This is a genomic window from Nostoc sp. CHAB 5836, from assembly GCF_020829445.1.
GTDB lineage: Bacteria > Cyanobacteriota > Cyanobacteriia > Cyanobacteriales > Nostocaceae > Nostoc.
Map to the genome: position 1 here is coordinate 23616 of NZ_JAIVFV010000010.1, position 15172 is coordinate 38787.

Sequence of the window (15172 nt, forward strand, 5' to 3'; positions counted from 1 at the left end):
ATATGCAGATTAGCGATCGCCCCCTTGCAGTGACCAATTCAACCCTCAGTACCTTGATTGCAGAATTAGGTACAGAATGCCTGAAAGTACAAGCATTAGTTAACCAATTACAGTTAACTAGTTTAACTACTAACCAACAAGCTGAAATTCTAGCAGAACTCCTAGCTGCTGCGGTTCATTTGCATAATCATTGTGACGAAGATTTTCAGGCGCTAATTAGTGAGGAAATGGAAAATTTGTATGATGATGAAGATTGACTAGATAATTACTAAATCGTAATACCTCGATTTCGCGGTTTCTGAGCGTAGTCGAAGGACGGCACAAGGAAAGTAATTCGTAATTGAGGGTACAGAGCAACTAATTTTCATCATGAAAATTTCACTCCTTCCTTCATTTCTTTGTCAGGCTGCGCCAAACTCTTTTAACTTCTTTCTTTGTGTCCTTAAAGGAAAAATTTATCAGTATGATAGCCTGGATATTGTTAAAAAATTTGCCGCTAATAACTCTTCCCTTAGCGTCCTTCCCCGTTCGATACCCTAATCATGTCCACCCAACCCACAATTCAAAGCATATACACCGACGGTGCTTGTACCGGTAATCCTGGCCCTGGCGGTTGGGGTGTTGTCGTCTACTTCAGCGATGGCTCAATCCACGAAATGGGCGATGCATCCCTTCATACCACTAATAATAAAATGGAGATACAAGCTGCGATCGCAGCTCTTCAATTTTTGCAAACATCTCAACAAGCCCAACCCATTACCCTTCATACCGATAGCGAATACCTGATTAACTGCGTTACCAAGTGGGTAAAAAGCTGGAAAAACAAGGGCTGGAAAAAGGCAGATGGTAAACCCGTCCAAAACCAAGACCTTTTAGAAATATTGGATGAACTTAATACCCAACAGGTACAATGGCAACACGTGCGGGGACATTCTGGTAACATAGGTAACGAACGTTGTGATGCGATCGCCCGCACCTATGCAAGTGGCCAAACCCCTTCCCTACAACAATTATCTCTTACAGATTTTTATAAATCTTTACCTTCATCAAATGAAATAAATGTAGCAAAAGTAGCTGATTATGAAAAAAACTCTCGAATAATTAACCAAAGTCCGCAAGAAATCAGTACTTCTGCACCAGAAATAACCGTTATGGAACCATCAACTGGGCCAACTGCGGCCTCAACCGATGAAAAACCGCCAGAAATGAGGGTTTCGCAACTCCGTAGCTTAGTCGAAACTCTGCGTATAGCTGACGAAATTTCTGAAAAAGGCTACTTAATCACCAGTTCTGAGTTAGCAGACTTGATGGATGTCCACGCCAGCGCTGTTACAAGTCGGGGAGATCAATGGCGTTGGCGAAACTGGATAGTGTCACGGGTACGCCGTGAAGGAAATCAAATTCTTTGGGAATTGGAACGCGGGGATCAAGTAGGAGGTGAAGAGGAGTGAGGGAGATAGAGAAGTCTGGGAAGTGTGGGGAGTATGGGGGAAAGATTTCTTCCTCATCCTCCCCTGAAGGGTGATTATACGGAAAAATTTGGTATAGTAACCGTAACCGAATGGAGTAGTTGCATACAGCAAAAAGTTATAAATAAACATTAAGAGCAGGTGTATATGTCAACCGAACCTAAAGTTCCTTGGTTTGTTTGGACTATCGTAACTCTTTCATGTGCTATGATAAGTGCATATGCTGTTATTGAAGCAGCAAATAGACGTGGAAATGTTAGCAACAATAACTCAGCACCTGCGATAGCTAGCCCTGCTCCAACTCTGGAAGTTACACCTGAACCCCAAATAGAATTTTCAATTTGGAATGAGCTTGCACCAAGGCAGGTTAGTGAATATATTAAGGTTTATATTGAGGGAAGACTAATTGCTCGACTTGTGGTAGACGAGCAGAACCCTAATGCTTCGGTTAAAATAAGAGTCCCTAATTCTGGCAGCTATTCATATAGGGTTCTCGCTGATGGTCATTTTATAAATCAATTTGGTCAAACGTATCATGATCAAGCTTTTGGAGACGGTGTGCTTGAAGTTAGTGATGGAAGCATATTTATATTGACGCTGACTCCAAATGGACTCACATTAGTGCCAAGGTAAGATGCCCAATGCCCGATGCCCAATGCTCAATGCCCCATGCCCTACCCATCACTATATTTTCTTCCTCGCCACTCGCGTGGGGTGCGGAACGCAGATAAGAAGATTCGTAGCACAGCTAAGGGATCAGCCAAAGGGGAAAGCCAGAACAACCAAGCACCTTTAGCGCTTGTGCGATCGTAGGAAGGTGCGATCGCTATCAGCATCGCAAAGCGAATCAGCACCAGGAATAAATTCAGTCCTAGTAGCAGGAGTGAAGGAATGGGCAAGTGTGAGAGTGGCAAAGAAATCAACAAGTAAGTGGGGACAATTAACAGGGGTAAACCCTGAACAGATGTGAGTAACCATAAATCTCCCCACAACTGAGAACGAGAAGTTGCATCTTTGAGGTCGAGACTCCGCCCCCATTCTTTCCACGTCTCCATCGCCCCTTCATACATCCGTACCTTCAACACCTTTGCCCCGTCTAAAAAGCCGACCTTATACCCTTGGATCGCAATATTTCGTGCCAAGGTGACATCATCACAAAAAGAACTCCTTGCACTGCTGTAACCACCCACAGCAGCTAAAACTGAGCGACGACACAAAAAACACTGCCCATTTGCCATCACCCGTTCTGGCTGGTCTGTATTGATCCCGGCTGGGTCAAATCGATAAAGCAGAGTCATCAACAAAGCTGGTTGTAGCCAACACTCTCCAGGATATTTGAGGATGAACTGCGGTGAAAGGGAAACAAGATCATATCCTTGTGCTTCGGCCGTCTTCACCAAACCAGCAACTAAACCAGGATGGGGTTGGATATCAGCATCCAGCCCAAGAAACCACTGACTAGCGTCTGAGCTATATAGAAAACCGTTATGCAACGCCCAAGGACGCCCCACCCAACCAGAGGGTAAGGGATCATCTGTCATCAGGCGAAAGCGCGGATCTTTTTGCTGCGAGGCTTTTACCAAGTCAGGTGTGCCATCACTGGACTTGCTGTCTACAACCATAATTTCCCGAACTTCGTAGCTTTGCTGACTTAAACCAGCCAATAGAGGGCTAATGCGGAGCGCTTCGTTCAGTGTGGGAATGACGACGCTAACACTACCCAAAAGCTCCGGTGTTGGCTGTTGGGGTTCTATTGGAGGATGGCGTCTTGGCCCCTTTAACAGGCGCGAAAACAGAATCGCCGTTGCTGGTAATTGGATCAGTAGCAATAAAAGGGAGATGGCACTTTCTACTATTAAAGTCATTTGTCATTTGTCATTTGTCATTGGGCATTTGTCATTTGTCATTTGTCATTTCCCTTCTGCCCGTCTGCTATCTCATCTCCCTTATTTTCTCTACTTCCTAGTACAGACGCGATTAATCGTGTCTCCCTAATTTATGAGCTTATTTCAAGGCAACTTCAACTTTTGCTACTGATACTTCTTTGCTTACTGGTTCACCAGTAACTTGAACGGTTGTGGTTAAGGAGTTCAACCACAGCGCCACAGCAGGAGTCACACCTAGCAATAAGCCGAGTAACACAGGGATAGAAAACCCACTTGCCAAGCTTAGTCCGGCAGCAAAGGCAAAGTTAGTTAAGTAAACGACTAAGGGCAGATTAAGTTGCGATCGCTCTAATTTAATCGAAGTATTTCTCCACAATAATCCTGCCACACTCATAAACAGGGCGCTAGTACCAAACCAACCTGCATAGTTCTGGTAAGGTGTCCCAAAAAAAGCTCCTGGTTGTTCCCAATACCAAAAGGGCAGAGAAGATTGACTCATTGCTGGCTCGAGGGCAAAGTCCCAGCAAGTGAAGAGCAAAGCACCAATAGCTATAGCAGCAATATGGCGTCCCAAACTGGGCTTTTGAGCCACTTTCAAGCCAGTTATCGCAATTAAGTAAGACGATAGCCCAACATAAAACCAAGATAAAGGAATTGTGAAAGGAACTAGCCCCCCAATCTTATAACCCAAGCCACTCAAGTAACTATAATCACCAAATGGAAATCCTGTGCTAGTTCCCAAAAGTTCACTCCCCAAAGAGATCAACACAGCTGGCAGCATAAATGCTAGCCAAGTTCCCAATCCTAACGTTCGATAAGCATAAATACAGACAGCTACTGTTCCCAAGATGATATCAACTACACCGCCGCCAGCCATACTTAACTCTATGGCAGTTTCTCCAACCTGCGATGAGTTTAAAATCATTTCGGCATTAGGTACTACCAGTAGCATCCCTACCAGTCCAAAGGCTTTTGACACGATATGACCAATGAGGCATACGCGTTCAGCAATAACAAGTTGTCTCATGATAATTCCTTAACAAAATGTGACACGCGGCTACTCGGCTGCTAACAGTTTACAAATCTTTAACAATATATTTAACTACTTTGTACCGCAATTCTCGACAAACTTGTTTGGCTTTCTTGGCAAGAGCATAACAGCCTATTAATTGAAGCTATAAGAGATATGATGATAGACTTACTAGTTTAAGCCATATAGTCAAAATCTACAAAATTTCATCTGTAAGAACTTCAGTTTTCTTGTCTGATTGACACCCGCATAGTAGAAAACTCCTTTTATACTAGTACAGCACGGCGGAAATAAACCACCCATTCCAAATCAATGAAATGCTTACGCTGTATTAATTTTGAATGGGTGAATTTTGAATGGGTGAATTCCGCCTTGCGGTAGTAGTATCTAGTTGAGGGAGGACAAGCACTATAAACTGAGCAAGCCCTCAAGCAAAATAAAGTCTTTAGTTACTACATTTAGTTATGGAATAAGTAAGTTAGCGCGAAAAAATCAAAGTATGTTACGAAACGTAAATAGCCTTAAAATCTTTACTAGTGAGCAATACTTCGACTTCGCTCAGTACAAGTGACAAAGGACAAATGACAGCCTTAGCCAGTTAGCTTTAATTGCGCCGACCTACTTAAGACCTTGACCCTGTACTAGAAATATCAGCCCATGTTAATTTTGAAAAGAGTTCCTTGGGTGTCCCTGGCGCTAGTATTACTTAGCTATAGTACTTTGGGCTGGGTAATATCTGAAACACGCGCTCCTGCGTTTGTCTGGGTAGCAACTGTAATTGCTATCTTGCTTTTAATAGTAACGTTGACGGCTCCTTGGCCGAAGATGACTTATTACTACAGTATTTTCCTGCGATCAAATATCAGGTCTTTCGGCGTTGCCGTTTTAGCAGCTTTCTTATTTTTTATGATGATTGCTTGGTTTCGAGTATTTCTTGATACCTTACTGATCATTTCAGCAACTATATTAGTCAGAATAGACTTTCAAAGAGCCGGTCTTAAGGAAAGGCTAGCCTTTTGGACTGCATCTATCTTTTCATTAGGAGGTTTAGCTTTGGGTGCGCTAATCTACAAGTTGATATATTCCCAAATGCCGCTAAGGCAATGAATTATACTCAAAAACCTAGCGATCGCCTGCTTTTAGTCTAAACTCCAGTCACTCTATCTACGGTTGAAAATTTGGCTCTTATTTTTCTTTTGCCAAAGAGGGATATTTTGCTGAGATTCCCAACTTGTTAAAAAAGTCGAGAATCTTTTTGAATACTTCCTTGGGTTCAAAATGCAGGTTGTTCAAACAGTAGCAGAGAGAGGAAAAAATCCATGATAAAAATTGACACCCAACTAGTAACAACTGCGTTTGTTGCAGATTCTCCGACTTCCTTGGCTCCCCCCTTAGTAGTTAACCCCCAACTACAACCAATGACAGCAACCAGCACACCAAAAATAAACCCTTTGAGCAAAATAATAAACAAATCTGACGGGTCTAAAAAATTTCTGACTGATTCTAAAAATATTTCGGGAATAATTTTGTAAAAGTATGATGCGGCAAAAACTCCGCCGATTATGCCCGTAACTAAAGCCAAAATCGTCATCAGAGGCACCATTAAACAACAAGCAATTACTCTAGGAAGTACTAGATAATCAATTGGATCAGTTTTGAGCATATAAAGTGCATCAATTTGCTCGGTGACTCGCATTGCACCTATTTCTGCTGCAAAAGCAGAACCGACTTGTCCCGCCATAATACTAGCGGTCAAAATTGGAGCCAATTCTCTACAAAAAGCTAAGGCAAAAGCACCTCCCACAGCATTTTCAGCCCCAAATCGCACTAATTCCCTCGCCGTTTGAATAGTAAAAATCATTCCTGCAAAACCACTGACAAGAAGAACTGGAGAGATAGAACCTGGCCCAGCAGTCACGAGATGTTGCAAAACCTTGCGGTAGTAAGTTTTTCCTTGGAGTAAATGTAACCACACTTGACCGAAAAGCAGTACTGCTGCTAAACAGCGTACAATCTCAGATTGCTCGAAATTTGTTTTTATTCGCAATTTTATCGTCCTTAAGACTGACTTTTTTTGCACATATGTTATATCTCAATTCTCCAAAAAAAGACTACAGATATAAATGCTGGAAGCCCAGCCAAATGTAATCTGATTTTCCCAATTACGTAGACGCACAAAGTGCGGCTTACCACGGGATATTACGAATTGCTATTAGGGTATGGTACTAGAACTTACGCACTACACCCTCAAAGTTGAGGAGGTGTTTGGGCATGGTGCAACTTAGCTTAGTACAACATTTCATTAATTCGTAGCGAATTCTCTGCGAACCTACCCTACGGAAAGGCGAACGCGAGTGCGTCTCCAAGAGTTGCGCCTATGCGCTTCCCTTTGCGCCCCTACCCTGCGGGAAGGCGAGGCGCCTATGCGTTTAAATTTCAACCCTCAATTCGCCACGATTTTATGCTGCATCTGTACTTAGTATCCCACATTCCGCACCCTAACTGTCACAAAGGGGTTTTTACTGAATATTTTCTCGACAAGGAGAGTAAAAAAATACTTCCCTGGCTCCTATACTCATATTATTTACCTATCCTAAATAATATTTTCTTCTCAATAAGAAGCAATAAGTATTTACGTTTAATTAATAGATAAAAATTTATGAATGTTAAACTAATATCTGTGTCTAGTTTATGATATACAAATTAAAAGTGATTACAATTTGTGACTATGAATTTTAATTAATAGTCTCTATGACAAATAGATTGTAGATACAGCCCGATTAACATTTATAATAATAACGACAATTCTCTGGCAAAAAACTCAGAATATATTCTCTTTCTGAATTCAAATTAGATATTGATATTTCATTATCAAATTTCACTAAATGTATAGATTGAAAGCATTGAAATATCCATCGCATAGTCGGATTATTTATAGATTTACCAAGCTGATTTTTAATAGTAGATTCAGATGCGGATAAGGCTTTTCTTATTTGTCTTTGAGCTAAAGTATAGACTAATAGGCATAATCCCATTATCATAGCCATAGCTTCAATTCTTTCTGGAGATTTAAGAAAAATACTATCTGCAAAAAATAAGGGGTCTTTGAGAAATCCAAATCCCCGCTCACAGCTTTGCTGTGCCTTGTATTCGGAAAGCATATCATCATTACTAAGAGATTTTTCATCTAAAATGTTTGTAGCAAGTATGAAACGTCCAGCACCTTGATAAGCTATTTTAATAGCGTGTATATTCTCAGATAATGAAGCATTTAATTGATAAAAAACTTGTTTATCTTTTGATTCTTTCTCTAAATAATCGATGTTATCAATTTGATGGTACTTGAACTTTTTCTTGAAATTTTCCACGGCTTTGATAGCACAGTCACGAGAATTAAATTTGGAATCAAGTAGTTTTTTCAGATGTTCTAATGCACTAGTTTTTGACTTAGATATTCTTTTCTCTAATTTTCGTAAATCAGATTCTTTTCTTTCAGTGCTTTCTACAACCAACCATCTTTGTTCAATTCCACCATAATTACTTTTAACTACAGAATAATAATATCCCGTTAAAGAACTACTAATAAAATTAGTTGATAATAATGTTGATACTAGTTCTTTTGCCAGTCCTATAGTCATAGGGACTCTAGATAACCATCTCGTTCCAAATAATGAACTGATATTTTTTGCGTTATACAAAGCCGCATCTGCAACCATTAAACTATCTTCATTTTTTATTTCTGGTTTTTGCATTTGTTCTTTGTATTCTAAAAATATGTTAGCAAAACTTGAAGAATCGGATTGATTTCCAGATGCAGATTTTAAAAATATTGGTATATCTCCATCAGATGATGATATTAAGTCTATAATAAATTGTTTTAAATCCGGTCTATGGTCACGAGAATAACCATAGGTAATTTCAATAGCTTGTGGTGAGTTGATTTGACCATTTGATGAATTATTATGAATAATTACATCTGGTAAACTAGTGTTGTATTCACCATGTAAATGTAGTGAAGTGGAGTCTAAATGTGACGATTTTAAACTAATATTAAATTTTTGTATTACATTTATAGTAATCTCTAAAAATATCTCAGTTAAACCTTTAATAAATAACTTATCCATTACTCTACCTAATTTATCATCATTTAAATATTCTGCTTTTACTCCTTCTCCAATTAGATGTTCACAAGGTTTATCTTTAAAAAACTCTGGAAACATATATAATGGACTGCTTACAAAACCCAGTCCATTTAATATCATTGCTTTAACTACATGTCCCGGACTAACTTTTTCTTGTGCCTCTTGACCGATTAATTCATTAATAATATCTACTAAGCCTATGGCATCTATAATTCCTGCAATTATACCTAAATGATCTATGTTCTGAATTTCAATCTCTTGGTGGTTAAACATGGTTATGAAATGAAAGTTACAACAACTGTCATTTTCGCATTTGATGAACATAAAAATTTATTTGTAATGTCAAACGCGTGAGTTTTCACTCTCTTCTTTCACATACACACCTGGAGGCTTTGGCTTAAGTTAATCACACATTAATAGAATAAATTCTTATTAAGCTTTAAAATACAACTTCAGCTTATAGTTCATAAGTACTGTTCAGCGACAATTAGTTAAGTACTAATGAACTTGTGACAGTTAGGGTGCGGAATGTGGGTAGTATACTTTGGAGGAAAGTAGCAGGTAAAGGATTGTGAGCTTTTTTGGTGCTGCTTTCATGCTTTGTGTAGTAGTCTGTCCCATTAGACATCTGGTGAAATTAAATATGCGTTGCCCAGAACCCTTGTAGAGACGTAGCACTGCTACGTCAAAACAATTCTTTTTCACTCCTATGTCTAATTCATAGTGAATCCTGAGTCCTGAATTCTATGCCTGATGAATTTAAAAATTAATTAACCTACCAAAATTGCATAAATCAAAAAGAAGAACCCCACTTCTAAAAGCAAGCCTTTAGAAGTGGGGTGTTGGGGACTTTTGCAAGAAGTCTGAAGTCTATTGAAATTAAAGGATAATGTCGCTTGCCACTAGTGGTCGTGATCCAACGATCTGAATCTCAAACTCAGCCGATAGATCCCCATCAGTACTAGCTTGGAGAATACCTCCTGAATAACGGATCTGACCGGCTGCGGAGAATGCGCCAGCCCCAATGTAAGTGAACGCTTGGTTGCCCCCTCTGGTAGAGTTGGCGTCGATCCTAGATAGATCGATTCTGTCACCTGGCAAGTTACCGTTTCCAGCAAAGTCACTGATAATATCCCGCGAAACACCAGCAGGACTATCAGAAACTGAGTTGAACTTGAAAACATCGTTGCCAATACCGCCAATGAGGCGATCGCTGCCACTACCGCCTACTAGTGTGTCGTTGCCAATACCGCCAGTGAGGATATCGTTGCCGGCACCCCCATTGAGGATATCGTTGCCGGCATCCCCATTGAGGATATCGCTGCCACCATTGCCATTTAGGGTATCGTTGCCGGCACCCCCATTGAGAAAATCCTTGCCTGCACCCCCATTGAGGACATTGTTGCCAGCATTGCCCCTCAGTAAATCGATGCCAGCACCCCCATCTATGACAGGGCGAGAGATAAGTGGGGAACCATTGACGATGAGACTGTTGCTAATTGCCATTAAAGAGTTTCTCCTTAACTTAGAGAGTAAAAAAATTACCTCATCACTTCACCATCAGAAAACAGAGTTGCTGACTAAAAAGATGAATTTGGTTTCTTCCAAAAGCCCAAGGGAAACAGTTTCAAACATGAAAAATTTGAATTTCACACTTTCATTCAGCAACACCGAGAACACAAGGTGGGGAAATAACGAGTGGGAAGAGATAAGAGTAATCCAAGCATGATTGGAACACTCTTTAATATTAATTCTAAACTAAGATATTACTCTTAAGTGTAGTTTTTTCTATATATAAGAAATAATAATCAGCCATCTTTTTTCTCTGGACATAAACTATCTGAAACCTTTATTAAGATTAAGATATAGGATTAAAAAGAACTTAGGCAAAATTGATAAATTCTGCCTACCAAGGATTTCGGACAACCCATAATTAATTTCACTAGATGTCTATAGAGTTGGTCTTAACTATTGACATTTATTTAGTGTTTTCTGTTGTTATGTATAGGACTCCTATTTTATTTTTGAACAACTAAGCTGCCTAGAGGCTTGATATACAAAGCTTTCATTGTCAGTATCCTGAGCAAAATTCAAGTAGGGTTCTTATATAATCGAGTAATTACCAATCAGTTAAAAGCCTTGTTGAGCAGTGCTATACACTGCACCCATTGCATCACAATTTGGCTTTTCAAATTCTCTGACATCTTTTTCCCCCCATGTCTCATAGTTTGTAGTTTATTTATGTTACATGATTGTATCATATATATGCCGTGAGAGCAAACATGAGCAAGCATTGGTAATTCGCCATTTCTTCAGTTGTCCTTTTGTTGCTAATTAACAGTGTTTTGGATGACTACCAATCTTAATCTTGAGGTTTCAGCAAATCTGAGCGATTTTGTTGGCAATACCAAGTTGTGTTTGATGCTATTTTTTGCTTAAAAGTCAGCCCAGCACATACCTTGATTATAAACAAGACTAACTTTGGCAACTTGGTATAAAACATGATTTTTTGGTATTTAATGTGTTACTCACCCATCGATCCTTGACAGGTTAAAGCCCAGTGCATTTTGTCAATGTGCCTAAGTACATAAATCAATGTAAAAGGGAGAGGTAAGTTTAGCTTGCCTCTCCCCGCAACTGTTTAATTATCAGAATTATTTGTCCTGCCTTAAAAATCTGACTTTTCACGGTATGTGGAAAACCTCACTTCAAAGTCTCTCTCCTAAAAGGAGAGAGACTTTGAATTTTCCCCCTGCCCGTGTCGGGAAGGGGGTTAGAGGGTTAGGCTTTTCGTTGACCTTTCCACATGACCTGAATTGTCAGCCTTAAAAATAAGGCAGGACTATTCACAATCCCCATCTTAGGAATACCTTGAAAATGGGGACTTCTGCGACCCGTTAAATCAAAGGATGATGTTGCTTACCACTAGTTGTGGTATTCCTGCAAGCTGAATCTCAAAGTCTGCCGACAGGTTCTTATCGGTATTACCTTCGAGAATACCTCCTGAATAACGGATCTGTCCGGCTGCGGAGAATGGGCTAGACCCAATGTAAGTGAAGGCTTGGTTGTCCTTGATAGTGGAGTTGGCGTCGATGGTAGACAGATCGATTCTGTCACCTGGCGAGTTAGCGTTTCCAACAAAGTCAGTGATAACATCCCGTAAAACACCAGTAGGACTATCTGAAACTGAGTTGAACTTGAAAACATCGTTGCCAGCACCGCCAGTGAGGATATCATTGCCAGCACCGCCAGTGAGGATATCATTGCCAGCACCGCCAATAAGGTTATCTTTGCCAGCACCGCCGTCAAGGACATCGTTGCCAGCACCGCCGTCAAGGAAATGGTCGCCAGCACCGCCAGTGAGGATATCATTGCCAGCACCACCAGTTAGCTTATCTTTGCCATCACCGCCGTCAAGGAAATCGTTGCCATCACCGCCGTCAACGACATCGTTGCCAGCACCGCCAATAAGGGTATCGTTGCCACCTCCACCCTTAAGAAGATCGTTGCCTTTACCGGCAACAAAGCGATCGTTGCCTTTACCACCGAGAAAGGTATCTTTGCCACCACTACTAATAGTCGTCGAACCGGAAGGGATGCTTGGGGTTGTGGTTGTGATTGGGCTTGTGGTTGTGGTTGTGGTTGGGCTTGTGGTTGTGGTTGTGGTTGTGGTTGTAATTGGGCTTGTGGTTGTGGTTGTGATTGGGCTTGTGGTTGTGGTTGTGATTGGGCTTGTGGTTGTGATTGGGCTTGTGGTTGTGGTTGTGATTGGGCTTGTGGTTGTGGTTGTGATTGGGCTTGTGATTGTGATTTCAGCTGCGGCTTTGATTGCAGCTGCGGCTTTGCTTGCATCTGCGGCTTTGATTGCAGCTGCGGCTTTGATTTCATCTGCGGTTGGGGTTGCCATAGTGAGTTTCTCCTGAATTTAGAGGGTAAAAAAATTACCTCGTCACTTCCACATCAGAAAAGGGCGTTGCTGATTAATTCAATTTGGTTCCTCCCAAAGGCGCAAAGGAAACAGTTTCAAAAATTGAATTTTTGAATTTCACACTTTCATTTAGCAACGCCGAGGACACAAGGTGGAGAAATAACGAGTGGAAAAAGGTAACTGAACCACGCCTAATTCAAACAGGTCTTTGCTGTTAACTCTGAAGATTTGAGAAGCACTGGATATAGCATGACTCTTGGTACAATTTTGATGCCAAGAGTCATGCTATATCCTTGTGCTTTATGTCTTCACTGATTCCAGTAGTAGACTGCTAGGGAACAAGCAGATTTTTTCCTACGCAATTGCACAGGTCTTAGAACATATGACTGTATTCAGAGTCACAAGAATATCATACTACAATCAACCCGATTTTTTTCAATCTAATAACAAAGAATAATTAACAATCTTTTTTTCCTCTCAGCACAACCCTTATTGGAACAAAGGTTTCACATATTGAGATTTGTTTGGTGGTTTCTGTAGTTATGTACAAGGAAGTAATTGCCAATAAGTTAAAAGTCTTATTGACCAGTACTATCACTGCACCCTTTTTGTCACAATTTCACCCCTCAAATTTTCGGACATCTTTTTTCCTTCTGTGCCCATTCGTGAGAGTTTAAGGTCATATACAATTTATCCATAAGCAATAGTACTTAAAATTTTGCTGAAATCGGGGTTGGCAACACAATTTTTGGGTAGGTGACAACTTCTCTACGAGACGCTATGCGTAGCTTGCTTCCCCGCAGGGGTACGTTAAGCTCCGCTAAGGCTTAATATTGATACGCTTCATTCATTCTTGCCCCATATTTTCAGTACAATGGTTAACTTGATATTTGCATTTTTCTAAATTTACAGTATGATTACTAATTGACAAAAGTAAGGTGTTTTTAAAATATCACAAATGTTCAGTGCTTCGCGGTTTGTATTACAATTATAATACAAAACAGCGCTGAGTAAGGAGTGCTGAGTAAAAAAAGTAATAATCACTATAAAAAAGAGAGGTAAGCTAAACTTACCTCTCCCTGCGACTATTTTAATTATCAGAATTTTGCGTTCTGCCTTATTTTCAAGGCAGGTCTATTAGAGGATAATGTCGCTTACCACTAGTTGTGGTGTTCCTGTAAGCTGAATCTCAAAGTCAGCCGACAGATTCGCATTAGTGTTACCTTGGAGAATGCCTCCTGAATAACGGATCTGACCGGCTGCGGAGAATGGGCTAGACCCAATGTAAGTGAAGGCTTGGTTACCCCCGATAGTGGATTTGGCGTCGATAGTAGATAGATCGATTCTGTCACCTGGCGAGTTACCGTTTCCAACAAAGTCAGTGATAATATCTCGTGAAACACCAGTACGACTGTCTGAAACTGAGTTGAACTTGAAAACATCGTTGCCTGATCCTCCAGTCAGAGTATCAGTTCCACGACTGCCAACGAGTGTGTCATTGCCATTACCGCCAGTGAGAATATCGTTGCCATCGACATCTGATCCTCCGGTGACAATAGTGGAAGTAGCCCCATTACTGCCAATGACGATATTTGATTCTCCAGTGAAACTACTGGGATCAATCTTAACTCCGTTAATGAAGATATCTCCTCCAGTGTTACCAATGGAAGTACTGACAACACTGGAACCATTGATAACAATGGAATTACTCGCAGTGGAACCAACGACGATACTGCTGTCAGTACCGCCAATGAGGATATCGTTGCCATCACCGCCAACGAGTGTATCGTTGCCACTACTGCCAGCAAGTGTGTCGTTGCCATCATCGCCGGCAAGTGTGTCGTTGCCATCACCAGCGTTAATCACATCGTTGTTACTACCGCCGCTAACGGTATCGTTGCCACTACCAGCATTAATCACATCGTTGCCACTATCACCGTTAACGCGATCGCTGCCATCACCAGCGTTAATCACATCGTTGTCACTACCGCCGCTAACGGTATCGTTGCCACTGCCAGCGTTAATCACATCGCTGCCAGTACCGCCGTTAACGCTATCGTTGCCACTGCCAGCGTTAATCACATCGCTGCCGCCGTTACCGTTAATGATATCGTTGCCACTACCAGCGTTGATAACGTCACTGGAGTTCTGACCGTTAAAGGTTGCCATTAATGAGTATCTCCTAAACTTAGAGGGGAAAAAATTACCTCGTCACTTCCACATCAGAAAACGGCATTGCTAATTAAGAGCATGAATTTGGTTCCGATGAAAAGAAACTGTTTCAAGTATTGAATTTTTGAATTTCATACTTTCATTAAGCAACGCCGAGAACACAAGGTGGAGAATTTAACGAGTGCCAAAAGGTTACTGAACCAGACTTGATTAAAACACTTCTTTAATGTTAAGAATGTTAAGTCTGAAAATCTCAGAAGATTTGAGAAGCTGTGGATGCATTTATGATCTTGGCATCAAACTTGTGCCAATAGTCATGTTTTATCCTTGTGCCCTATGTGTTCACTGCTTCTAGTAGTAGGCTGCTAGAGAACAAGCAGATTTTCTCCTACCGAATTGCATAGGTCTTAGGACTTTCTAACTTTATTCTGAATCACAAAACTATGATATAACCCTCAAGCGTACTTTTTTCTATGTATAAGAAAGAATAATTATTACTATCGCCAGCAGAAAGCCTGAAACCTCTGTTTAGGTAAGGTTTTTTT

11 protein-coding genes are annotated in these 15172 nt (G+C 40.7%); 4 read left to right on the forward strand and 7 right to left on the reverse strand.

Annotated elements, in window-relative coordinates; all coding sequences use genetic code 11:
- The first annotated feature begins 2 nt into the window (after positions 1-2).
- The 3 genes from LC605_RS03605 to LC605_RS03615 all read left to right on the forward strand — a co-directional run bounded on the left by LC605_RS03605 (position 3) and on the right by LC605_RS03615 (position 2102).
- A complete protein-coding gene (locus LC605_RS03605; protein ID WP_229546205.1) occupies positions 3-257 on the forward strand; it encodes a hypothetical protein in 255 nt (84 codons plus the stop codon).
- Positions 258-542: 285 nt separating this feature from the next.
- Positions 543-1451: a ribonuclease HI gene (rnhA, locus tag LC605_RS03610; protein WP_229546206.1), complete on the forward strand. Its 909-nt coding sequence runs from the start codon at positions 543-545 to the stop codon at positions 1449-1451.
- A gap of 165 nt (positions 1452-1616) precedes the next feature.
- A complete protein-coding gene (locus tag LC605_RS03615) occupies positions 1617-2102 on the forward strand; it encodes a hypothetical protein (protein WP_229546207.1) in 486 nt (161 codons plus the stop codon).
- A 41-nt stretch (positions 2103-2143) separates the two neighbouring features.
- Here the strand turns inward: LC605_RS03615 and cruG are convergent, their stop codons facing one another.
- Positions 2144-3334 (reverse strand): 2'-O-glycosyltransferase CruG, encoded by a 1191-nt coding sequence (cruG, locus tag LC605_RS03620; RefSeq protein ID WP_229546208.1) that lies wholly within the window; start codon positions 3332-3334, stop codon positions 2144-2146.
- A 139-nt stretch (positions 3335-3473) separates the two neighbouring features.
- Positions 3474-4382, reverse strand: a complete 909-nt coding sequence (gene cruF, locus LC605_RS03625) for a gamma-carotene 1'-hydroxylase CruF (protein ID WP_229546209.1) — start codon at positions 4380-4382, stop codon at positions 3474-3476.
- Positions 4383-5042: 660 nt separating this feature from the next.
- Between cruF and LC605_RS03630 the strand changes: the two genes are divergently transcribed.
- Positions 5043-5492 (forward strand): hypothetical protein, encoded by a 450-nt coding sequence (locus LC605_RS03630; protein ID WP_229546210.1) that lies wholly within the window; start codon positions 5043-5045, stop codon positions 5490-5492.
- Between the two features lie 166 nt (positions 5493-5658).
- Here the strand turns inward: LC605_RS03630 and LC605_RS03635 are convergent, their stop codons facing one another.
- The 5 genes from LC605_RS03635 to LC605_RS03660 all read right to left on the reverse strand — a co-directional run bounded on the left by LC605_RS03635 (position 5659) and on the right by LC605_RS03660 (position 14624).
- Entirely contained in the window at positions 5659-6432 is a 774-nt protein-coding gene (locus tag LC605_RS03635) for an MlaE family lipid ABC transporter permease subunit (protein ID WP_229546211.1), read from the reverse strand.
- Between the two features lie 733 nt (positions 6433-7165).
- Positions 7166-8800: an IS1634 family transposase gene (locus tag LC605_RS03640; protein ID WP_229546212.1), complete on the reverse strand. Its 1635-nt coding sequence runs from the start codon at positions 8798-8800 to the stop codon at positions 7166-7168.
- 606 nt (positions 8801-9406) lie between these two features.
- Positions 9407-10033, reverse strand: coding sequence for a calcium-binding protein (locus LC605_RS32795; protein WP_267868398.1), 627 nt, complete (start codon positions 10031-10033; stop codon positions 9407-9409).
- A gap of 1396 nt (positions 10034-11429) precedes the next feature.
- Positions 11430-12434, reverse strand: a complete 1005-nt coding sequence (locus tag LC605_RS03655) for a calcium-binding protein (RefSeq protein WP_229546213.1) — start codon at positions 12432-12434, stop codon at positions 11430-11432.
- A gap of 1158 nt (positions 12435-13592) precedes the next feature.
- A complete protein-coding gene (locus LC605_RS03660) occupies positions 13593-14624 on the reverse strand; it encodes a calcium-binding protein (RefSeq protein WP_229546214.1) in 1032 nt (343 codons plus the stop codon).
- Between the last annotated feature and the right edge of the window lie 548 nt (positions 14625-15172).